The 22,443-nt window shown below is 66.8% G+C and carries 13 protein-coding genes; 8 read left to right on the top strand and 5 right to left on the bottom strand.

Annotation, left to right across the window (positions count from 1 at the left end; translation table 11 throughout):
* Positions 1 to 118: 118 nt before the first annotated feature.
* Positions 119 to 2,713, top strand: a complete 2,595-nt coding sequence (gene clpB, locus C7R54_RS04540; protein ID WP_129148954.1) for an ATP-dependent chaperone ClpB — start codon at positions 119 to 121, stop codon at positions 2,711 to 2,713.
* Positions 2,714 to 2,875: 162 nt separating this feature from the next.
* Here the strand turns inward: clpB and C7R54_RS04535 are convergent, their stop codons facing one another.
* The 3 genes from C7R54_RS04535 to glnE form a co-directional block, all read right to left on the bottom strand.
* Positions 2,876 to 4,414, bottom strand: a complete 1,539-nt coding sequence (locus C7R54_RS04535) for an acetolactate synthase large subunit (protein WP_129148953.1) — start codon at positions 4,412 to 4,414, stop codon at positions 2,876 to 2,878.
* 197 nt (positions 4,415 to 4,611) lie between these two features.
* A complete protein-coding gene (locus C7R54_RS04530) occupies positions 4,612 to 5,292 on the bottom strand; it encodes an epoxyqueuosine reductase QueH (protein WP_129148952.1) in 681 nt (226 codons plus the stop codon).
* Between the two features lie 159 nt (positions 5,293 to 5,451).
* On the bottom strand, positions 5,452 to 8,316 hold the full coding sequence (gene glnE, locus C7R54_RS04525; RefSeq protein WP_129148951.1) for a bifunctional [glutamate--ammonia ligase]-adenylyl-L-tyrosine phosphorylase/[glutamate--ammonia-ligase] adenylyltransferase: 2,865 nt from the start codon (positions 8,314 to 8,316) through the stop codon (positions 5,452 to 5,454).
* An 87-nt stretch (positions 8,317 to 8,403) separates the two neighbouring features.
* On the opposite strand from glnE, the gene C7R54_RS04520 reads away from it, so the two are divergent.
* A complete protein-coding gene (locus tag C7R54_RS04520) occupies positions 8,404 to 12,261 on the top strand; it encodes a YhdP family protein (RefSeq protein WP_158021148.1) in 3,858 nt (1,285 codons plus the stop codon).
* A 267-nt stretch (positions 12,262 to 12,528) separates the two neighbouring features.
* Here C7R54_RS04520 and rho read toward each other — a convergent pair whose 3' ends face one another.
* Positions 12,529 to 13,785 carry a transcription termination factor Rho gene (gene rho, locus C7R54_RS04515; protein WP_129148949.1) on the bottom strand — a complete coding sequence of 419 codons (1,257 nt, stop codon included), beginning with the start codon at positions 13,783 to 13,785 and terminating at the stop codon, positions 12,529 to 12,531.
* A gap of 76 nt (positions 13,786 to 13,861) precedes the next feature.
* Positions 13,862 to 14,191: a thioredoxin TrxA gene (gene trxA / locus C7R54_RS04510; protein ID WP_129148948.1), complete on the bottom strand. Its 330-nt coding sequence runs from the start codon at positions 14,189 to 14,191 to the stop codon at positions 13,862 to 13,864.
* Positions 14,192 to 14,687: 496 nt separating this feature from the next.
* Between trxA and C7R54_RS04505 the strand changes: the two genes are divergently transcribed.
* The 6 genes from C7R54_RS04505 (at position 14,688) to C7R54_RS04480 (ending at position 22,419) form a co-directional block, all read left to right on the top strand.
* Positions 14,688 to 16,649 (top strand): DNA topoisomerase IV subunit B, encoded by a 1,962-nt coding sequence (locus tag C7R54_RS04505; RefSeq protein ID WP_192903583.1) that lies wholly within the window; start codon positions 14,688 to 14,690, stop codon positions 16,647 to 16,649.
* A 46-nt stretch (positions 16,650 to 16,695) separates the two neighbouring features.
* The gene (gene parC, locus C7R54_RS04500) at positions 16,696 to 19,005 is read left to right on the top strand and encodes a DNA topoisomerase IV subunit A (protein ID WP_129148947.1); all 2,310 of its coding nucleotides are present in this window, start codon (positions 16,696 to 16,698) and stop codon (positions 19,003 to 19,005) included.
* Positions 19,006 to 19,450: 445 nt separating this feature from the next.
* Positions 19,451 to 19,999, top strand: a complete 549-nt coding sequence (locus C7R54_RS04495; RefSeq protein WP_129148946.1) for a MarR family winged helix-turn-helix transcriptional regulator — start codon at positions 19,451 to 19,453, stop codon at positions 19,997 to 19,999.
* Positions 20,000 to 20,062: 63 nt separating this feature from the next.
* Positions 20,063 to 20,608: a diaminobutyrate acetyltransferase gene (gene ectA / locus C7R54_RS04490; RefSeq protein ID WP_129148945.1), complete on the top strand. Its 546-nt coding sequence runs from the start codon at positions 20,063 to 20,065 to the stop codon at positions 20,606 to 20,608.
* A gap of 108 nt (positions 20,609 to 20,716) precedes the next feature.
* Complete coding sequence (gene ectB / locus C7R54_RS04485; RefSeq protein ID WP_129148944.1) at positions 20,717 to 22,021, top strand: diaminobutyrate--2-oxoglutarate transaminase; 1,305 nt, start codon at positions 20,717 to 20,719, stop codon at positions 22,019 to 22,021.
* Positions 22,021 to 22,419: an ectoine synthase gene (locus C7R54_RS04480; RefSeq protein ID WP_129148943.1), complete on the top strand. Its 399-nt coding sequence runs from the start codon at positions 22,021 to 22,023 to the stop codon at positions 22,417 to 22,419. The genes ectB and C7R54_RS04480 overlap by 1 nt, the downstream gene beginning before the upstream one ends.
* Positions 22,420 to 22,443: the final 24 nt, after the last annotated feature.

Raw genomic sequence — 22,443 nt, 5'->3', positions numbered from 1 at the left:
GCCCGCATTTGCTGATCATCGAGCCGGCCGTCCCAGGCCGGATGTCCAACTCCATATTCAGCGCCCGCCGTCACGAACCGCCCCGCGGCTCGGTGGCACTGGGGCCAAAGCGAACATTATGCGATTCGACAAGCTGACCACCAAATTCCAGCAAGCGCTGGGCGACGCGCAAAGCCTGGCGGCGCGCAACGACAACCAATACATCGAGCCCGTGCACGTGCTGGCGGCCTTGCTGTCCGACGCCGACAGCGGCGCCGGCAGCCTGCTGGCGCGCGCCGGCGTGGCCGTCAACCGGCTGCAGCCGGCGATCGACCTGGCCTTGCAGAACCTGCCGCAGGTGCAGGGCGAGGGCAATGTGCAGGTCGGCCGCGACCTGCAAGCCGTACTGACCCGCACCGACAAGGAAGCGGCGCGGCGCGGCGATACCTATATCGCCAGCGAGCTTTTCCTGCTGGCGCTGGCCGACGACAAGGGCGAGGCCGGCCGCATCCTCCGTGAAGCGGGCCTGCAGAAGAAGGCCCTGGAATCCGCCGTCGACGCCGTGCGCGGCGGCGAAAGCGTGCAGGGCGCCGAGGGCGAATCGAACCGCCAGGCGCTGGCCAAGTACACGCTGGATCTTACCGAGCGGGCCCGCGAAGGCAAGCTGGACCCCGTCATCGGCCGCGACGACGAAATCCGCCGGACCATCCAGATCCTGCAACGTCGCACCAAGAACAATCCCGTGCTGATCGGCGAACCGGGCGTGGGCAAGACCGCCATCGTCGAGGGCCTGGCGCAGCGCATCGTCAACGACGAAGTGCCGGAAAGCCTGCGCGGCAAGCGCGTCCTGTCCCTGGACATGGCCGCGCTGCTGGCGGGCGCCAAGTTCCGCGGCGAGTTCGAGGAGCGCCTGAAGGCCGTGCTGAAGGAGCTGGCGCAGGACGACGGCAGCAACATCGTCTTCATCGACGAGCTGCACACCATGGTCGGCGCCGGCAAGGCCGAGGGTGCGATGGACGCGGGCAATATGCTCAAGCCGGCGCTGGCGCGCGGCGAACTGCACTGCATCGGCGCGACCACGCTGGACGAGTACCGCAAGTACCTGGAAAAGGACGCCGCGCTGGAGCGCCGCTTCCAGAAGGTGCTGGTGGGCGAGCCCGACGTCGAGTCGACCATTGCCATCCTGCGCGGCTTGCAGGAACGCTATGAACTGCACCACGGCGTGGAAATCACCGACCCGGCCATCGTGGCCGCGGCCGAATTGTCCAACCGCTACATCACCGACCGCTTCCTGCCCGACAAGGCCATCGACCTGATCGACGAGGCGGCGGCGCGCATCCGCATGGAAATCGATTCGAAGCCGGAGGTGATGGATCGCTTGGACCGCCGCATCATCCAGTTGAAGATCGAGCGCGAAGCGGTGAAGAAGGAGTCCGACGAGGCCTCCAAGCGCCGCTTGAACGTGATCGAGGAAGAACTGGAAAAGCTGCAGCGCGAGTACAACGACTACGAGGAAATCTGGAAGGCCGAGAAGGCCGCCGTGCAAGGCAGCCAGGCCATCAAGGAAGAGATCGACCAGGTGCGCGCCGAGATGGCCGAGTTGCAGCGCAAGGGCCAGTTCGACAAGCTGGCGGAGCTGCAATACGGCAAGCTGCCCGAGCTGGAAGCGCGCTTGAAGTCCGCCGAGAGCGGCGCGGAAAAGGCTGAGGCCGAACCGGGCCGGCCGCGCTTGCTGCGTACCCAGGTGGGCGCCGAGGAAATCGCCGAGGTCGTGTCGCGCGCCACCGGTATTCCCGTGTCGAAGATGATGGAAGGCGAGCGCGAAAAGCTGCTGGGCATGGAAGACTTCCTGCATCGCCGTGTGGTGGGGCAGGACGAGGCCGTGCGCCTGGTGTCCGACGCCATCCGCCGTTCGCGGGCCGGCCTGTCCGATCCCTCGCGTCCCTATGGATCGTTCCTGTTCCTGGGACCGACGGGCGTCGGCAAGACCGAGTTGACGCGGGCCCTGGCCGAGTTCCTGTTCGATTCGGAGGAACATCTTATCCGCATCGACATGAGCGAGTTCATGGAGAAGCATTCGGTGGCTCGCCTGATCGGCGCGCCCCCGGGATACGTGGGCTACGAGGAAGGCGGCTACCTGACCGAGGCGGTGCGGCGCAAGCCCTACAGCGTGATCCTGCTCGATGAAGTCGAGAAGGCGCATCCGGATGTCTTCAACGTGCTGCTGCAAGTGCTGGACGACGGCCGCCTGACCGACGGCCAGGGTCGCACGGTGGACTTCCGCAACACGGTGGTGGTGATGACGTCCAACCTGGGCTCGCAGCACATCCAGTCGATGGCGGGGCAGCCTTACGAAGTCATCAAGGAAGTCGTGTGGGACGAACTCAAGCAGGCTTTCCGGCCGGAGTTCCTCAACCGCATCGACGAGGTGGTGGTCTTCCACGGCCTGGCCGCGCAGCACATCGAGTCGATCGCCCGCATCCAGCTCAAGCGGCTGGGCGAGCGGCTGGAGAAGCAGGAGATGCGGCTGGAGATCAGCGATGCCGCGATGAAGGAGATCGCCCGCGCGGGCTTCGATCCGGTGTTCGGCGCGCGGCCGTTGAAGCGCGCGATCCAGCAGCAGATCGAGAATCCGGTCGCCAAGCTGATCCTGGAGGGCCGCTTCGGTCCGCGCGACGTGGTGCCGGTGGATGTGCGCGACGGCAAGCTGGTGTTCGAACGCACCTTGCAGTAAGCGCGGCAAGGCGGCGCCGTCCGCCGCCGCTGCGCCCGGATAAAAAGAGCGGGGCCGTCTTCCTGACGGTCCCGTTTTTTTTTCCCGGGGGGCGGTTCGAGACGAAAAAAAGCCCCCGCGCCATCGGCGTGGGGGCCCGCGTACCTGTTTCCGTCCGCCGGATCAGATCAGCAGTTCGATCACGAACGGCCCCTTGCGCTTGTTGGCGGCGGCGAGCAGGTCCGCGAACTGGTCCATGTCCTGCGCCTGGGCCGCTTCCACGCCCATGCCGTTGGCCAGCTTGACCCAGTCCAGCGCCGGGCGCGTCAGGTCCAGCATGTCCATGGCGGTCTTGCCCGCCGCGGCGCCGACGCCCGCCAGTTCGCCCAGCAGGATGGCGTACTTGCGGTTGGCCAGGATCACCGTGGTGACGTCCAGCTGCTCGCGCGCCTGCGTCCACAGCGCTTGCAGCGAATACATCGCGGACCCGTCGGCCTGCAAGGACACCACGCGCCGGCCCGGGGCCGCAATGGCCGCGCCGGTGGCCAGCGGCAGCCCGTTGCCGATGGCGCCGCCCGTGATCTGCAGCCAGTCGTGCGGCGCGGCGTTGACCGTGCCGGGGTAGAACGCGCGACCGAAGCTCACGCCCTCGTCGACGACGATGGCATGGTCCGGCAGCAGGGCCGTGACGGTCTGTGCCACGGCTTCCGACGTGACGGCGCCGCGCGCCGGCTCCATGCGCACCCGCTCCGCCACCGGCGCGGCTTCGTGCGCGGCCAGCATGTCCGCCAGGCGGGCCAGGGCGTCGCCCTGGTCCTGCTCGGGACGGCTGAGGACGTGGATCTGGCAGTCCTCGGGATAGAGCAGCGCCGGCTTGTCGGGATAGGCGAAGAACGCCACCGGCGCCTTGGCGCCGACCAGGATCAGGTGCTTGACGCCCTTGAGCGCGGCCAGCGCCGGCTCGACCGCGTAGGGCAGGCGGGCGATGGGCTGGCGGCCGGCGCCCCGTTCGACGCGGCGGTTGGAAGTCGGCGCCATCATGCGCGCGCCGGTTTTCTGCGTAATGCGGCCGGCCACGGACAGCGGGCCCTCGCGCAGCGCGTCATTGCCCATGAACAGCACGGCCGGCTCGCCCGTGCGCAGGATGCGCGCGATGGCGCTCAGGACGCCTTCGTCCACGGTGGGCGCGGGCGGCACGTCCAGGGCGTCGGCGACCACGCCGCCGGGGTTCCAGCAGGTGTCGGACGGAGCGATCAGCGTGGCGATCTGGCCGGGCGAGGTGCGCGCGGCCTGGACCGCGGCGGCGGCATCGCGGCCGATGGTCTCGGCGGTGCTGGACGTGCGGGTCCAGGCCGACACCGGACGTGCCCACCCTTCGGTATCGGCGGTCAGCGGCGCGTCCAGCGGACGATGGTGCGTCGCCTGGTCGCCGACGATGTTGACGATGGCCGAGTTGGCGCGGCGCGCGTTGTGCAGGTTCGCCAGGCCGTTGGCCAGGCCAGGGCCGCAATGCAGCAAGGTGGCGGCCGGACGGTCCGCGATGCGGGCATAGCCGTCGGCGGCGCCGGTGACCACGGTTTCGGCCAGCGCCAGCACGCAGCGCATGCCCGGGATGCGGTCGAGCGCGGACACGAAATGCATTTCGCTCGTGCCGGGGTTGGCAAAGCAGGTATCGATGCCGCTCTTGAGCAGCGTATGGACCAGACTTTCGGCGCCGTTCATTGCTTCCTCATTCTCGTAGGCGTAAAAAACCAGCCAGAGTGTACGCCCCCGCGAAACGCGCCTTTTCCATGGCGCAGGGGCGCGACGTCGAGAATGAAGGGCTTGCTGCGCGAAAAGGCGGCAGAATACGCGCAAATGGCGGGTGAATATGGGCAAATGGGGAAAGGATCCGCCGCGTAGGGCGGGTTCCCTGGGGTTTACCCTTGAATATCTTCTTCGTTGATCAAGCCTTCGCGGCCGTAGAACTTGACGCCGATGTGTATGCGGTCGCGCCCTTGCGAACGGCGATGCCGGTTGGTGTCGCGCAGCGAGTAGACGCAGCCGCAATATTCCTGCTGGTAGAAGTTCTCGCGCTTGCTGATCTCGATCATGCGTTGCGACCCGCCGCCCTTGCGCCAGTTGTAGGTCCAGTAAACCAGTTCGGGATAGCGCGCGGCCGCGCGTTCGCCGCAGCCGTTGATCTGGTTCATGTCCTTCCAGCGCGAGATGCCCAGCGAACTGGTGATGGTGTCGTAGCCATGCTCGTGCGCGTAAAGCGCGGTGCGCTCGAAGCGCATGTCGAAGCAGGCGGTGCAGCGCTCGCCGCGTTCCGGCGCATTCTCCATGCCCTTGACGCGCTCGAACCAGTTGTCCATGTCGTAGTCGGCGTCGATGAACTCGATGCCATGCTGCTCGGCGAAGCGGATGTTTTCCTGCTTGCGGATCTCGTATTCCTTCACCGGATGGATGTTCGGATTGTAGAAGTAGATGGCGTAGTCGATGCCGGAGGCCTGCATGGCTTCCATCACTTCGCCCGAACAGGGCGCGCAGCAGGAGTGCAACAGCACCTTGCGGCGTCCTTCTGGCAACTGGAGTTTGGGACGGACGAGTTCGGACATGGCGATAACCGGGGCGGAAGGGGGCGCGGGCCGGGGGCAGGATGCCCACGCCGGCGAGGCGCGGCGAAACCAAACCCCCATTTTACGACGATGGCCGCCAGGCGGCGTCCTGGCGCCAGGCGCGCCCCAGGGACGGCGTCCTCCCGAGGTTCCCGCTGGCTAGGCCCCCGCCGCGTTGTCCCCAGCCGCAGCCGGGTCTCCCAGTACCTTGTCCCACAGCGCCGTCACCGCCGCCCGCTCACTCGACAGCGCATCCGGCGCGACCCGGGCCTTTTCCTGCCCTTGCAGCCGCATCGCGTGTTGCACCCGCCGCAGCGTACGGTAGGCGTCGCCGGCGCGCGCGGCCAGGTCGGGTTCCAGCAGGCCCGCTTCGGCGGCCAGTCGCAGCAGGGTGATATTGCCCAGGTTCTCCACCAATACCGGGTGCGCCGCGGCTTGCGTCAGCACCAGGTACTGCGTGACGAATTCCACGTCGACCATGCCGCCCCGGTCGTGCTTGACGTCGAACTTGCCGGTGGTGTTCGGGTGGCCGGCGCTGATCTTGTCGCGCATGGCCCGCACATCGGCGCGCAGCGCGGCGACGTCGCGGGGGGCCAGCAGGATGTCGCGCCGCACGCCCTCGAAGCGCGCGCCGACCGCGGCATCGCCGGCGGCATAACGGGCGCGGGTCAGGGCCTGGTGTTCCCAGGACCACGCGTGCTTGCGCTGGTATTCCGTGAAGGCTTCCACCGACACGGCCAGCAGGCCCGCGTCGCCGTCCGGCCGCAGTCGCAGATCGACTTCGTACAGGCGTCCCGACGACGTCATGGTGGATAGCCAGGACGTCATGCGGCGGCCCAGCTTGGCATAGATCTCCGGAGCGTCCTCGCGCGGATCGTCGAAGAGGAACACCAGGTCCAGGTCGGACGAATAGCCCAGTTCCTTGCCGCCCAGCTTGCCGTACGCCACGACCGCGAAGTGCGGCTCGGCGCCCGGCTGGCGATTGACCAGCGGCCAGACGCGGCGGATGGTCTCGGCCAGCAGCATGTCGGCCAGCGCCGACAGCTGGTCGGCCAGCTTCTCCACCGTCAGCTCGCCTTCCAGGTCCTGCGCCAGCAGCTGGAAACTGGCCTGGCGCTGTACGTCGCGCATCAGGTTCATCTGCCGCTCGACATCGGCGCTGCCGTCCGGCAGCACGCAGGTGTCCAGGTCGGCGGCCAGCTGGCCGCCGACCTGCTGGAAATCCAGCGGTTCGAAGAGCGTGCGCCAGTCGATCAGGCTATCGAGCAGCAAGGGGTGCTGGGTCAGGTACTGCGCGGCCCAGGGGCTGGCGGCCATCATGCGGGCCACGCGCGCCAGGGTGTCCGGGTATTCGGCCAGCAGTGCCAGATAGGCGCTGCGTTGCGCCACCTGCTCGATGAGATCGAACAGGCGCACGGTGGCCGCCGCGGGCGCCTCGGTGCGCGCCGCCGCCTGCACGGCAGCCGGCAGCAGCGTTTCCAGGCGGCGCCGGCTGGTCTCCGGCAGGCTGCGCACGCGATGGCTGCCCAGCAAGGACGTGGCGCGCGCGGCCAGTTCCGGACCCTGTTCGCCGAAGAGCTCGTGGATCTGGTCGATCAAGGCGCTTTCCATGTCGGCGCCGGGTTCGGGGCGGCTGGCTGTGCCGGCGCCCGCTTCCTCCATGCCCGCCATGCCGAAGGCGTTGCGGAACGTGTCGGCGACGAAGGCGCGGTGCGCCGCCAGGCTGCGCTCGAAATCCTCGGGACTCATGCCCAGCGCGCGCGCCAGCGCCGCGCGCGGCTCGGGATCGGCCGGCAGCAGATGGGTCTGTTCGTCCTCGCGGTATTGCAAGGCATGTTCGGTGCGGCGCAGGAAACGATAGGCCGCTTCCAGCCGCTCGGCGTCGGCCGCCGGCAGGATGCCGGCGTCGCGCTGGGCATGGAGGGCGGCCAGCAAGCCGCGATCGCGCAGCGCCGGCATGCGGCCACCGCGGATCAGCTGCGATAGCTGCACCACGAATTCGATTTCCCGGATGCCGCCATCGCCCAGCTTGATGTTCAGGGCGCTGTCCATGCCGTTGCGTCCCAGCGCGCGCCGTTGCCAGTCCAGGCGGATGCGTTCGCGCAAGGCGCGCAGGGCGGCGAGGGCATCGAAATCGAAGTACTTGCGATAGACAAAGGGAATGCGCAGGCTTTCCATCTGGCGCAACTGGGCCTCGCTGTCGCTGCCCGCGAAGGCCTGGGCGGGGATGGCGCGGGCCTTCAGCCAGGCATAGCGCTCCCATTCGCGGCCCTGGCCGACCAGGTAGAGCTCGAAGGCGTCCAGGCTCCAGGCCAGGGGGCTGCCGTCGCCGTCAGGCCGCAGCCGCAGATCGGTGCGGAAAACGTGACCATGCGCATCCATTTCCGACAGCACCGGCATCATGCGCTGGGTCAGTCGGCCATAGAACTCGTGATAGCTGAGCTTGCGCGGCCCCGGCGTTTCGCCTTCCTCGCCATACAGCATGACCAGGTCGATATCGGACGAGACGTTCAATTCGCCGCCGCCCAGCTTGCCCATGCCCATGATCAGCATTTCCTGCGGCTTGCCGGTGGCCGGGTCGACGGGAATGCCGTGCGTTTCGGCCAGGTCGGCCGCCACGCTGCGATAGGCCGCGGCGATCGCCAGGTCCGCCAGGCCGGTCATGGCGCCGACCACTTCCTCCAGCGGCGCCAGGCCGGCGAGGTCACGCACGATCAACGTGCAGAAGACCCGTTCGCGCAATTGGCGCAGGACGGCGCGGCAGGCCGCGACCGGCAGCACCGGACCCGCCGCCGCGTCGGCGCCGGCCGGCGTGTTGCCGCTGGCCGGGTGGCCGGCGCCGGCTGCCAACTCGTCGCGCCAGCGCGCCAGCGCCGCGCGGTCGACGGGCTGCCGGGCATGTCCGGCCAGCCAGCTGGTCAGTTCGGGGTACGCCTGCAAGCGGCGGCGCAAGTAGCCGGACCAGGCAAGCGCGGGGGCGAAGAGAGGGTCGGAGGCAGGGTCGAGGGGAGGAGCTGCGGACATGGCTAGTAAAGAGTTACGCAGACGCCGATAGGCATTTCATGTATAAGGGGACGATACCGCAAGACTATCCCTCTCGCTCATTTTCCTGTGCATTTTTCCTTCAAAATCCTGCGCATCCTGATGTGGGTCGTCTGGACCGTGTACCTTGTCGCGGCTGTGGCCTTGCTCGGCGTGCGCTACCTGGTGCTGCCCCGCATCGACCAGTGGCGGCCGCAGATCGAGGAGTACGCCAGTCGGGCCATCGGCGCGCGCGTGGAGATCGGCGAGATCTCGGCGGACTGGTATGGATTGAACCCGCGCTTGAACCTGAGCAGCGTGCGCATCTACGAGACGCCCGATGCGGGCGCCGCGCTTGCGGGCGCCGCGCCGGCCGGTGGCGCACCCGGCGCGGCGCCGTCCGCCACGGGTTCCTCCGCCACGGGTTCCTCCGCCACGGGCCCAGCGAACGCGCCAGCCAGCCAGGATGCCGTTCCCTACATTTCCGCTCCCGCCACGCCGGTTCTAAGCCTGCCTTCCGTGCAGGCCGTGGTGGCCTGGCGCAGCCTGTTCGACAGCGTGCCGCGCCTGGTCAGCCTGCGGGCCGAAGGACTGGACCTGACGCTGCGGCGCGACCGCGACAACCGCCTGTGGGTCGCCGGCCAGGCCATAGACCTGAACACGCGCGGCGACGGCCCCCTGGTCGATACCGCCGCCGTGCGCTGGCTGGCGCGCCAGCGCGAGATCGCCTTGCTGCATGTGACCGTGCGCTGGCAGGACGAGTTGCGCGGCACGCCGGACCTGGTGGTGCGCGATGCCAGCCTGGTCTCGCTCAACGGTTTGTTCACGCACCGTTTCGCGGTGCGGGCCCAGTTGCCGTCCGCACTGGGCCGCAGCGTGGACTTGCGCGGCGAGCTGGAGCGCTCCTTGTTTTCCCGTGACGGCCGCAACCTGGACAACTGGCATGGACAGCTCTACGGCGAACTCGTCGACGTGGACCCCGCGGCCTGGGCGCCGTGGGTGCAACTGCCGCCGACCGGCGGGCGGCTGGCGGGACGCGCCTGGTTGCAGGTGGATGGCCGGCGCCTGGGCGCCGTGACGGCCGACCTGGTCGCGCGCGGCGTCGGCTGGCAGTGGCGGGATGACGCCAAGGTGGCCGCGGAGATGCTGCGATTGCATGTCGACGGCCTGCCGGGCGACGTCTGGAACAGCCTGGGCGACCTGGCCCTGGCCCGCAGCGGTGGCGCGCAGGGGCAGCGGGCCACGCCCTTGGGCGCCACCGCGACCGTGCCGAGAGGCCTGGCGCTGCGGTTGCAGGCCCGGTCCATGACCGCGGACGTGCCGGGCGTACTACAGCAATCGCACGTGACGCTCGATCAGTTCGACGTCGATGCCGTGGCGCGGCGGGGCGACGATGGCGTGCTGGGCATCGATCTGCACCAGGCGGCCGCGCGCAACACGGACCTGGAGCTGAGCCTGCAAGGCCATTGGCGCGCCGCCGGCAAGACGGCCGCCGGCACCGCCGACCTGACCGGCAAGCTGCCGCGCTTGCGGATGAACGCCCTTTATCGCTACCTGCCCACCACCGTCACGCAGGAGGCGCGCGACTGGCTGCAAAGCGGCTTGCGAACGGGCGATGTGCATGGCGCCAGCTTCGTGATCCGGGGCGACCTGGATGACTTCCCCTACACACAGCCGGATGCGCGCGGCAAGTTCCATATCGACGGCAGCTACGGCGACGCGACCGTGGACTATGCGCCCGCCCATGACAAGCGCAAGGGCTGGCCGGCGGTGTCCGGCCTGAACGGCAGCTTCGCCATCGACGGCGCGGCATTGACGGTGGATGCCGCGCCCGGCGGCATCCTGCAACCGCCCGATCCGGCCGCTACGCCGATCGCGCTGCGCGGTATCAGGGCTGGCATACCCAACATGGAGCATAAGGCCGAGCTGTCCCTGGACGCCGAGACCAGCGGGCCCGTCGCCACATACCTGGCGACAAGCAAGACTTCGCCCCTGGGCGGCCTGTTGAACAATCTGCTGGACGATGCGCGCGGCACCGGCGACGCCAGCCTGGCGCTGGCCCTGCGCGTTCCCCTGCTGAATCCCGACGACACCAAGGTCGATGGCACGGTCAGCTTCGACAACAGCGAATTGACCTTATTCCCGCAGTTGCCGCCGCTCCAGCAGGTGCGTGGCCAACTGGCCTTTACCGAGCAGGACGTGAGCGCCCGCGCGCTGGCGGCCCAATTCCTGGGCGGGCCCCTGCGCATCGACGGCAGCCTGCTGGACAGTCGCAACGGCTTGCGTTTCGAGGGCACGGTCAACGGCGCCTCGCTGCCACAGTTGTTCCGCGCCAAGTCCATGGCGCGCATCAGCGGCAAGACGGACTATCGCGCCCGCCTGCTGTACCTGCCCGGCGGCAATATCGACGCGACGCTCGAATCCGACCTGGTCGGGTTGGCGTTGGACATGCCGGCGCCGGTCGGCAAGGGGGCCGCCACGCCGCTGCCCTTGAAGGTGCAATGGAGCCCGGCGCAAACGCCGGGCGCGCGCAACCGGGTCTGGCTGACGGGCAGCGTGGGACGGAACATCAATGTGCTGCTGGAACGCGATCCCGCGGATCGCCGCGCGTATTTCGCCCGGGGCGCCGTCGGCGCCAATCTGCCGGCGAGCCTGCCGGACCAGGGCTTCACCCTCAAGCTCAACCTGCCCGAACTGGACGCGGATGCCTGGGAGGACCTGATCGACGGCTTCTCCCCGACGCCGGCCCCGGCTTCCACCAAGGCCGCCGGTGGGCGTCGCGCAGCCTCCGCGCCGGCGCAGCCCCTGTTGCCGCCCGTCAGCCTGATCGCGGTCCAGACCCCGCAGTTGCACATGTCCGGCCTGACGCTGAACGACCTCACCTTGAATGCCGAGCGCCAGGCTGAAACGCAGTGGCGGGTGCATGTCCAGTCGCGGCAGGCGGCCGGTTCCCTGTCCTGGCGCGAAGCGTCGGGCAATGTCGCCGGCCGGGTGACTGCCCGCTTCAAATACCTGGCCTTTGGCGATGCCGGCGATAGCAACAAGGCCAGCGACGCCTTGGACAAGAGCAGCGACGACCTATCGGACATTCCCGCCGTCGATCTGGAGGCGGAATCCTTGCGCCTTTATGGCAAGGATGTCGGCGCCTTGCAGGTGCTCGGCACGAATCTGGAGCGCGGCCGCCGTTGGCAGTTGGACAAGCTGCGTGTCACCAACGATAACGCGACGCTGGATGCCAAGGGGATCTGGCGCTTGAGCGGTGCGGATCGCGGCCTGACGGTGGATGCGTCGGTGCAGATGACGGATGTCGGCAAGCTCCTGGGTCGCCTGGGCAGGCCGGACACCTTGGCCAACGGCAGCGGATCGGCGTCGGCCTCGCTGACCTGGAACGACCTGCCGTGGACACATGATCTTGCCAATGTCGAGGGCAAGGTGGAGTTCAGCCTGGACAAGGGGCGGTTCGTGCATCTCAACTCGCGCACCGCCCGGCTGCTGGAGTTGTTGTCGCTGCAGTCGGTCAACCGGATTGCCCGCCTGGATTTCAATCCGATCAACCTGTTGCGCGATGGCTTCCCGTTCGACACCATCCGCGGCCATATCGCCTTGTCCAAGGGCGTGGCGCACACGGACGACTACAAGGTCGCGGGGCCGGTGGCCAGCATCATCCTGGCCGGCGACACCAACATCATCGACGAAACCTGGAACCTCAAGGCCGTCGTCGTCCCCAACATCGACGCCAGCGGCGCCGCCGTCGCCACCGCCTTCGTCAACCCCTTGCTGGGCCTGGGCGCCTTTCTCGGCCAGTTGATCCTCAAGCATCCCCTGGCCAGCGCGCTCACCAGCGAGTACGCCGTTTCCGGCACCTGGAACGACCCCAAGGTAGCCCCCTTCGAATCCCCCACCAAACCCGACTCCGCCGCCCGGGCCCGCGAATTCATCGAGCATTGACCTCGGCTTTGCGCCAGGATTCCCTCCGCAAGGCCTCCACCCAAGAACCGCCGCGTCCGCCAAGAAAAATGGCCTGTGCAAACGCACAGGCCTCCCAATCCGCTACCCAATAAAAAAAGCCCGCGCCACGCGCGAGCCTCTGACTAAAGAACCCCAGCCCAATCGGGAAAAGAACCCCGGCCCAATCGGGAAACCGCGGATCCGGGTCCCCCGGTCCGCAGGTTTGCCCCCCTGGGGGGGAAGGCGCGCAGCGCCTTCGGGGGGGGTTCACTTCTTCATCATGTCGAAGAACTGCTCGTTCGTCTTCGTCGCGCGCATCTTGTCCAGGATGAACTCCATCGCCTGGATTTCATCCATGTCGTGGATGAACTTGCGCAGCACCCAGGTCTTCTGCAGCAGATCCGGGCGTATCAGCAGTTCTTCGCGGCGGGTACCCGACTTGTTCAGGTTGATGGCCGGATAGACCCGCTTCTCGGCAAGGCGACGCTCCAGGTGCACTTCGGAGTTGCCGGTGCCCTTGAACTCTTCGTAGATGACTTCATCCATCCGGCTGCCGGTCTCGATCAGCGCCGTGCCGATGATGGTGAGCGATCCGCCTTCTTCCATATTGCGCGCCGCGCCGAAGAAGCGCTTCGGACGCTGCAGGGCGTTGGCGTCGACGCCGCCGGTCAGCACCTTGCCCGACGCCGGCACCACGGTGTTGTAGGCGCGGGCCAGGCGGGTGATCGAATCGAGCAGGATCACCACGTCCTTCTTCAGTTCGACCAGGCGCTTGGCCTTCTCGATGACCATTTCGGCAACCTGCACATGACGGGTGGCCGGTTCGTCGAAGGTCGACGCCACGACTTCGCCGCGCACCGTGCGCTGCATCTCGGTCACTTCCTCGGGACGTTCGTCCACCAGCAGGACGATCATCACGGCTTCGGGGAAGTTGGTGGTGATGGCGTGCGCGATGTGCTGCATCATCACCGTCTTGCCCGACTTGGGCGGCGCGACGATCAGCGCGCGCTGGCCGGCGCCCAGCGGGGAAAACACGTCCAGGATGCGGCCCGTGAGGTTTTCTTCGCTCTTGATGTCCCGTTCCAGCTTCATCACCCGATTGGGATGCAGCGGCGTCAGGTTCTCGAACATGATGCGATGCTTGATCGCCTCGGGCGCCAGGCCGTTGACCTTGTCCACCTTCACCAGCGCGAAATAGCGCTCGCCATCCTTGGGCGTGCGCACTTCGCCTTCGATCGAGTCGCCGGTGTGCAGGTTGAAGCGGCGGATCTGCGACGGGGAAATGTAGATGTCGTCGGTGCTGGCCAGGTACGAGGTTTCCGGCGAGCGCAGGAAACCGAAGCCGTCCGGCAGGACTTCGAGCACGCCGTCTCCGAAGATCTGCTCGCCCTGCTTGGCGCGCTTCTTCATGATGGCGAACATCAACTCCTGCTTGCGCAGGCGGTTGGCGTTCTCGATTTCCAGTTTGGCGGCCTGCTCGAGCAGTTGTGAGACGTGCTGCGCCTTTAGTTCATTCAGGTGCATTGCGGTGTTGTTGGGGGAGGAAAGAGGGAGAGTGGGGCGGCGGGCCACGGACGGGCCCGCGCGAGAAAGGGAAAAATTAACTCAGGGCGCTGTCCAGGAAGGCCGTCAGCTGCGATTTCGACAGGGCGCCGACCTTGGTGGCGGCGGCTTGACCGCCCTTGAACAGCATCAGCGTCGGAATGCCGCGGATGCCGTACTTGGCGGGCGTATCCTGGTTCTCGTCGACGTTGAGCTTGGCGATGGTCAGGCGGCCATTGTATTCCTTGGCCACTTCTTCCAGGATCGGGGCAATCATCTTGCAGGGGCCGCACCAGGCAGCCCAGTAGTCCACCAGTACGGGGACGTCGGACTTCAGGACATCGGCTTCGAAGCTGGCGTCGCTTACATGCTTGATTTGGTCGCTCATGGCGGTTTCTCGTTAGGTTTTTTGCGCTAGGCGGCCGGCAGAACCGGCGAGGAATGGCGTGCCGCGGGTGGCTGACAGGATTGCATCCGGCAGGCCTGTAGCCTGGGACACCAGCGAGTAACCAGGGGTTCCCTGGCGCTCATTTTCCTCTACATTGCCTGCGGCGGGGAAGTCCCGCCGCATTGCCTGCGCTCAAACCCGGCGTTTTTGAGTTGACAGGATTAAAGCATACCACTGTCCATACGAACAGGCTTCACCGGTTTTGTGTAGCATAAACGGCCTCGCGGTCCGGTGGGCCGTCGGTCCGGGGGCGAATCGCGGGCCGGGGACCAGGTCCCCGTGCCGGAAAAGACCCGCCCGGACCGGATTCCACCGGGCCTTTCGTTACCACCGTCATGCCGGTACTGGTCAGACTGTGCGCATTCCACCGGAAGCCGCGCCAATCCTGAGCCTTTCCGTAAAATGTCGGTTTTTTTCCACAGATGTTGGGGATAACTTGGCCACACCACGTTACACCGAGTCGTCGATCCGGGTCCTGAAGGGCCTGGAGCCCGTGCGGCAACGCCCGGGCATGTACACCCGCACCGAAAATCCGCTGCACATCGTGCAGGAAGTCATCGACAACGCCGCTGACGAGGCCCTGGCCGGCAACGGCAAGCATATCCAGGTCACTTTGCACACCGACGGCAGCGTCTCCGTGGAGGACGACGGCCGCGGCATTCCGGTCGGCCTGCACCCGGAGGAAAATGCCCCTGTGGTCGAGCTGGTCTTTACCCGCCTGCACGCGGGCGGCAAGTTCGACAAGCAGGGCGGCGGCGCCTATGCCTTCTCCGGCGGCCTGCACGGCGTCGGCGTGTCGGTGACCAATGCCCTGGCCACGCGCCTGGAGGTGACTGTCTGGCGCGATGGCGGCATCCACCAAATGGTCTTCCGTGACGGCGACGTGGCCGAGCCGCTGGCGCCGTTCACCGGCGCGCCGCGCAAGAAATCCGGCACGCGGGTCCGCGTATGGCCGGACGCCAAGTACTTCGACACCGCCCATATCCCGTTGGGCGAACTGACCCACCTGCTGCGCAGCAAGGCCGTGCTGCTGCCTGGCGTGAAGGTCACGCTGACCACCGAGAAGTCCGGCGAGGTCAAGACCTGGCTGTACGAGGACGGCCTGCGGGGCTACCTGACCGAAGCCCTGGGCGGCGCCGAGCTGATGGTGCCGATGTTCGAGGGCGCCCAATACGCGGGCGCCGACCACGAGAGCTTCGCCGAAGGCGAGGGCGCCCAATGGGCGGTGGCCTGGGCGGAAGACGGCAATGTGGTGCGCGAGTCCTACGTCAATCTCATACCCACGCCCGCCGGCGGCACCCACGAATCTGGCCTGCGCGAAGGCCTGTTCGGCGCCGTCAAGAACTTCGCGGAACTGCACAGCCTGCTGCCCAAGGGGGTGAAGCTCTTGCCGGAAGACGTGTTCGCGCGCGCCAGCTTCGTGCTGTCGGCCAAGGTGCTGGACCCGCAGTTCCAGGGCCAGATCAAGGAACGCCTGAACAGCCGCGATGCCGTGCGGCTGGTGGGCGGCTTCGCCAAGAGCGCCCTGGACCTGTGGCTGCACAGCAACGTCGAATACGGCAAGAAGCTGGCCGAGCTGGCGATCCGCCAGGCGCAGGCGCGCGCCCGTTCCGCGCAGAAGGTCGAAAAGCGCAAGAGTTCCGGCGTGGCGGTGCTGCCCGGCAAACTGACCGATTGCGAATCGAGCGACGCCAGCCGCACCGAAGTCTTCCTGGTGGAGGGCGATTCGGCCGGTGGTTCCGCCAAGATGGGCCGCGACAAGGAATTCCAGGCGGTGCTGCCCCTGCGCGGCAAGGTGCTGAACTCGTGGGAGGTCGAGCGCGACCGTCTCTTCGCCAACAATGAAATCCACGATATTTCGGTCGCCATCGGGGTCGATCCCCATGGGCCGAACGACACGCCGGACCTGTCCGGCCTGCGCTATGGCCGTATCTGCATCCTTTCCGACGCGGACGTCGACGGCTCGCACATCCAGGTGCTCCTGCTGACGCTGTTCTACAAGCACTTCCCCAAGCTGGTCGAGGCCGGGAACGTCTATGTCGCCAGGCCGCCGCTGTTCCGCGTGGACGTGCCGGCGCAGGGCAAGCGGCCGCCGCGCAAGGTGTATTGCCTGGACGCCGGAGAACTTGAGGCCGTGCAGGACAAGCTGCGCAAGGAAGGCGTGCGCGAGGGCGCGTGGAGCATCAGCCGCTTCAAGGGCCTGGGCGAAATGAGCGCGGAACAGTTGTGGGAAACCACGATGAACCCGGACACCCGGCGCCTGCTGCCGGTGGGCTATGGCGAATTGACCGTGGAAGACACCACGCGCATGTTCGACATGCTCATGGGCAAGGGCGAATCGTCGCAACGCCGCACCTGGATCGAGGAAAAAGGCAACCTCGCCGAACTCGATATCTGACACCTGAACGAATCGATGCTGGAGCCGGCCACGGCTCGCGAAACCTATGACCGATAGCAATCAACCCGGCCTGTTCGAGCCGCCCTCGGGCGACAGCGCCATCACCCTGGGCCTCTACGCGGAACAGGCCTACCTGGACTACGCCGTCTCCGTGGTGCGCGGCCGCGCGCTGCCGGACGTCGGCGACGGCCAGAAGCCGGTGCAGCGCCGCATCCTGTACGCCATGCAGGCCATGGGGCTGGGCCCCACGTCCAAGCACGTCAAGTCCGCCCGCGTGGTGGGCGACGTGCTGGGCAAATACCATCCCCACGGCGACCAGGCGGCCTACGACGCCATGGTGCGCATGGCGCAGAACTTTTCCCTGCGCTATCCGCTGGTGGACGGCCAGGGCAACTTCGGTTCGCGCGACGGCGACAACGCCGCCGCCATGCGTTACACCGAAGCGCGCCTGACGCCGATCTCGCGGCTCTTGCTGGACGAGCTGGACGAAGGCACCGTCGACTTCATCCCCAATTACGACGGCAGCCAGCAGGAACCGCAGATGCTGCCGGCGCGCTTGCCGATGATGCTGTTGAACGGCGCGTCCGGCATTGCCGTGGGCATGGCCACGGAGATCCCCCCGCACAACCTGCGCGAGGTCGCCCAGGCCTGCGTGGCCCTGCTGAAGCACCCCACGCTGGCGGATGAGGAGCTGTTCAGCCTGCTGCCGGGGCCTGACTTCGCGGGCGGCGGCCAGATCATCACGTCGCCGCAGGACATCGCGCAGATCTACAGCGTCGGTCGCGGGTCGCTGAAGGCGCGCGCGCGCTGGACGTTCGAGGAAATGGCGCGCGGGCAATGGCAGTTGGTGGTCAATGAACTGCCCCCGGGCGCGTCCTGCCAGCGCGTGCTGGAGGAAATCGAGGAAATCACCAATCCCAAGGTCAAGGCCGGCAAGAAGAGCCTGACGCCCGAACAGCAGCAGTCCAAGGCCTTGATGCTGGGCCTGCTGGACGCCGTGCGCGACGAGTCGGGCAAGGATGCGCCGGTGCGGCTGGTGTTCGAACCCAAGACCTCGCGCGTGGACCGCGACGAATTCGTCAACACCCTGCTGGCGCAGACCAGCATGGAAAGCAGCGTGCCGATCAACCTCGTGTGCATCGGCACCGACGGCCGGCCGCGCCAGAAGCCGCTGCGCGACGTCCTGGTCGAGTGGCTGGCCTTCCGCACCGATACGGTGACGCGCCGCACGCGCCATCGCCTGGACAAGGTCATCGACCGCATCCATGTGCTGGAAGGGCGCATGGTCGTCTATCTCAACGTCGACGAAGTCATCCAGACCATCCGCGAGTCCGACGAGCCGCGCGCGGCGCTGATGGCCCGTTTCAAGCTCAGCGAGCGCCAGGCCGAGGACATCCTGGAAATGCGCTTGCGCCAGCTGGCCCGCCTGGATGGCATCAAGGTCGAGCAGGAACTCGCCGACAAGCGGGAAGAACAGGCCAAGCTGCAGGAACTGCTGGACAACCCGTCTTCGCTCAAGCGCACCATCGTGCGCGAGATCGAGGCCGACGCCAAGCAATACGGCGACGATCGCCGCACGCTGATCAAGGTGGCCGAGCGGGCCGTGGTCGAGACCCGTGTGGTCGATGAGCCGGTGACGGTCATCGTGTCGCAGAAGGGTTGGCTGCGTGCGCGGCAGGGGCATGGGCACGACGTAGCGCAGTTTTCCTTCAAGCAGGGCGACGACCTGTATGGCGCCTTCGAGTGCCGCACGACGGATACGCTCATCGCGCTGGGCGATAACGGCCGCGCCTACAGCGTGGCGGTGTCGTCGTTGCCGTCGGCGCGCGGCGACGGCCAGCCGGTGACGACCATGATCGACCTGGCCAGCGGCACGCGCATCACCCACATGATCGCCGCGGCGCCGGATACGCGCTGGCTGTTCGCCACCGAGGGCGGTTTCGGTTTCATCGCCAAGCTGGGCGACATGAGCAGCCGCCAGCGCGCCGGCAAGCAGTTCGTCACGCTGGAAACGGGCGACGCGCTGCTGCGGCCGGTGCCGGTGTTCACCGGCGCCACGCAACTGGCGCTGCTGTCGGCCAAGGGCAAGTTCCTGGTGTTCAGCCTGGACGAGGTCAAGGTGCTGGCCGGCGGCGGCCGCGGCACCATCCTCATGGGCCTGGACGGCAACGACAAGGTGGCCCAGACCGTGCCCGTGGGACCGGCCGGCCTGCGTGCCGTCGGCCTGTACCGCAACAAGCAGACCGAGGACATCCTGGTGGGCGCCAGCCTGCAGCCTTATGTCGGCAAGCGGGCCCGCAAGGGGCGCCAGCTGGAAGTGCGGCCCAAGCAGCCTGTGTTGTCGCCGGTGCTGTAGGACAGGCGCGAGGTCAGGCTAGCCCCCCGACAGCTGGACCCATGTCCCGCTGTCGGGGGGCATTTATTTTGGGCGGGCGATCTTGACGGCGTCCGCTCGCACGGCCCGGCAAGCTCCGCCCCTTGCGGACCCCTGTGCTGATTTTCCGCAGGACCGGCCGGCAGCCGGCGAGTTTGTAACTTTGTGTGCTGGAACAAACTGCCAGGGGCTCGTAACGCATTGCGCACCGTTGGCCGCTTTTCTGCCCCGTACTCCCGGGAACTCCTTTCATTTTTCAAAAACCAGGCATGCACATCGCCCCGGCCATTGCCTATTCGCGTCCGGGTTTTACATTTTCTATTCCTTCCAATCCAATGCGTCGATATAATTCGCACTGAAATCAATTCAACAAGACTGATTTCACTCGTGATTTTTAATGGCGTCTCAGCCCGAGGCAAAGCCCCTTATGACCACTCCCGCAACGGCCAACGCCCAGCAATACGACTTGCGCATCCTGCGCGCCCTGCGCCGCATCACGCGCTCGATCGCCCTGCATTCCCGGCAGTTGGCCGCCGTCAGCCATATCACGGCGCCGCAACTGATGTGCTTGCGCACGGTCATCGCGCTGGGCCCCATCACGGCCACGGCGATCAGCCGCGAGATCCACGTCAGTCCCAGCACCGTGGTCGGCATCCTGGACCGCCTGGAGGACAAGGAGCTGGTGCGCCGCGAGCGTAGCCGCGAGGATCGCCGCACCGTGTTCGTCACCGCCACGCCGGCCGGCGCGGCGCTGGCCGAAGCGGCTCCCTCGCCGTTGCAAAAGCATCTGGCCGAAGTCTTGAACGCCTTGCCGGAACTGGAGCAAGCCACCATCACCCTGTCCCTGGAGCGCATCGTCGCGTTGATGGAGCAGGGCGGCCAGGCCGCGCCGCCGGAGCCGAATAGCGAAGGCGGGACAGCCATCCTCGACATACCGACCTCGGGGCCCGCGCCGGAATCCGGGCTGGTCGTCTGAGCGTCGCTACGCATACACCCTGCGCATACACCTTGCACAGCTGAAGAGAAAAGGAACTCCGTTATCGCTTCCACTGCCACCGCCTCCATCACCCAGAAACGGCCCGCGCACACCCTGCGACGGCCGCGGATCGCCGATGGTGCAGCCCTGCACCGGCTGATCGCCGAATGTCCCCCCCTGGACCTCAACTCGGTCTACGCCTACCTGCTCCTCTGCGAGCATTTCGCCGATACCTGCATCGTGGCCGAAAGCGCCGGCGGGAATATCGACGGATTCATCTCCGCCTACATTCCTCCCACGTCGCCAGACACCTTGTTCGTCTGGCAGGTCGCCGTGCATGAGCGCGCGCGCGGCCATGGCCTGGCGGGCGCCATGCTGCGCCACCTGCTGGGCCGTCCCGGCCTGGCCCATATCCGCCAGCTGGAGACCACCGTGGGCCCCGACAACCAGCCTTCGCGCCGCACCTTCACCAGCCTGGCTTCAGACCTGGGCGCGCACATCGCGGAACAGCCCTTGTTCGGCAAGCAGTTGTTCGGCCATGACGGCGACCACGACGACGAAATGCTGTTGCGGATCGGACCTTTCGCGTCCGTCCCCGTCGCGGCCTAGCGACGAAGGGCTTCCATTTGAACGGGCTGTTCGACAGCCCTTCGATGATCCAGGACCGGCCGCGCATGCGATCGGTCACCAGTCAACCACAATGAGGGAGAGAAGTTTATGGACTTGAAAATCTTTGATCGCATGGAGTCCGAAGTGCGGGGCTACATCCGGTCCTTTCCGGTGATTTTCAACCAGGCACGTGGCTCCTTGCTGATCGACGAGGACGGAACCGAGTACATCGATTTCTTCAGCGGCGCGGGCACGTTGAACTACGGCCACAACAACCCATTGTTCAAGTCGGAGCTGCTTGAGTACCTGGCGGCCGACGGCGTGGTGCACGGCCTGGACATGGCCACCAGCGCCAAGAAGCGCTTCCTGCAGACCGTCGACGAGGTGCTGCTGCGGCCGCGCAAGTGGCGCTATACCTTGCAGTTCACCGGCCCCACCGGCACCAATGCGGTGGAGGCGGCGCTGAAGATCGCGCGCCAGGTCAAGGGCCGGCCGAACATCATTTCGTTCACCCACGGCTTCCATGGCGTGAGCGGCGGTTCGCTGGGCGCCACGGCCAATGCCAAGTTCCGCGACGCCGCGGGCTATGCGCTGGGCAACACCACCTTCATGCCCTATGACGGCTATTTCGGTCCGGACGTGGACACCATGGCCTACATGGAGAAGATGCTGGACGACCCGAGCAGCGGCATGGACAAGTCGGCCGCGGTGATCGTCGAGACGGTGCAGGGCGAGGGCGGTGTCAACGTGGCGACGCTGCGCTGGCTCAAGGAGCTGGAGAAGGTCTGCCGTCGCCACGACATGTTGCTGATCGTCGACGACATCCAGGTCGGCTGCGGCCGCACCGGCAGCTTCTTCAGCTTCGAAAGCGCCGGCATCCAGCCCGACATCATCACCTTGTCGAAGTCGCTGTCGGGGTTCGGCCTGCCGATGTCGCTGGTGTTGATGAAGCCGGAACTGGACGTATGGAAGCCGGGCGCGCATAGCGGCACCTTCCGCGGCAACAACCTGGCTTTCGTCACCGCCGCCGCGGCGCTGCGCACGTACTGGAGCGACGACGCTTTCACCCTGGACGTCCAGCGCAAGGAAAGGCTGGTGCGCGACTGGCTGGAGAACCTGGCGCACAGCTATCCCGGGTCCGGCCTGGCCGTGCGCGGTCGCGGCCTGATCCAGGGCCTGGTGTCGACCGCGACGCCCGAGCTGGCCAACGCCATCGCCCGCAAGGCTTTCGAGCGCGGCGTCGTCATCGAGACCTCCGGGGCGCATGACGAAGTGCTCAAGTTCCTGCCGGCGCTCACCATCGAGGACGAACTGCTGCAGCGCGGCCTCGATGCCATCGAGGCCAGCGTGGCCGACGCGCTGACCGAATCGGGGCATTCCGCCCGCATTCTCAAATTTGGAGGAAAACGCTAATGATCGTTCGCAACGTCAAAGATGTCATCGGCACCAAGGACGAGGTCCGCACCGACACCTGGATGAGCCGCCGCGTGCTGCTGAAGAAGGACGGAATGGGGTTCTCCTTCCATGAGACCACCATCTTCCCGCGCACGCGCACCCATATCCACTACCAGAATCACCTGGAGGCGGTGTGGGTCATCGAGGGCGACGGCCATGTCGAAACCATCGCCGACGGCAAGAAGCACATGTTGTCGCCGGGCGTGGTCTATGCCTTGAACGAAAACGACGAGCACTGGCTGTGCGGCGGCGAAACCCCGCTGCGCGTGATCTGCGTATTCAATCCTCCGCTGACCGGGCAAGAGGTGCACGACGCCAAGGGTGTGTATCCCCTGCCGGTCGCGGAAGCGGCTTGAACGCGGGCCGGACGAACAAGGAGG

The sequence above is a fragment of the Achromobacter aloeverae genome (assembly GCF_004121055.1).
GTDB lineage: Bacteria > Pseudomonadota > Gammaproteobacteria > Burkholderiales > Burkholderiaceae_B > Bordetella_C > Bordetella_C aloeverae.
The sequence above is the reverse complement of the archived record's forward strand: the minus strand, read 5'-3'. Positions and strand labels throughout refer to the sequence as shown.

Coding starts and splice junctions, on each gene's coding strand:
- clpB (WP_129148954.1), top strand. CDS start 119: ATGCGATTCGACAAGCTGACCACCAAATTCCAGCAAGCGCTGGGCGAC.
- C7R54_RS04535 (WP_129148953.1), bottom strand. CDS start 4,414: ATGAACGGCGCCGAAAGTCTGGTCCATACGCTGCTCAAGAGCGGCATC.
- C7R54_RS04530 (WP_129148952.1), bottom strand. CDS start 5,292: ATGTCCGAACTCGTCCGTCCCAAACTCCAGTTGCCAGAAGGACGCCGC.
- glnE (WP_129148951.1), bottom strand. CDS start 8,316: ATGTCCGCAGCTCCTCCCCTCGACCCTGCCTCCGACCCTCTCTTCGCC.
- rho (WP_129148949.1), bottom strand. CDS start 13,785: ATGCACCTGAATGAACTAAAGGCGCAGCACGTCTCACAACTGCTCGAG.
- trxA (WP_129148948.1), bottom strand. CDS start 14,191: ATGAGCGACCAAATCAAGCATGTAAGCGACGCCAGCTTCGAAGCCGAT.
- parC (WP_129148947.1), top strand. CDS start 16,696: ATGACCGATAGCAATCAACCCGGCCTGTTCGAGCCGCCCTCGGGCGAC.
- C7R54_RS04495 (WP_129148946.1), top strand. CDS start 19,451: ATGACCACTCCCGCAACGGCCAACGCCCAGCAATACGACTTGCGCATC.
- ectB (WP_129148944.1), top strand. CDS start 20,717: ATGGACTTGAAAATCTTTGATCGCATGGAGTCCGAAGTGCGGGGCTAC.
- C7R54_RS04480 (WP_129148943.1), top strand. CDS start 22,021: ATGATCGTTCGCAACGTCAAAGATGTCATCGGCACCAAGGACGAGGTC.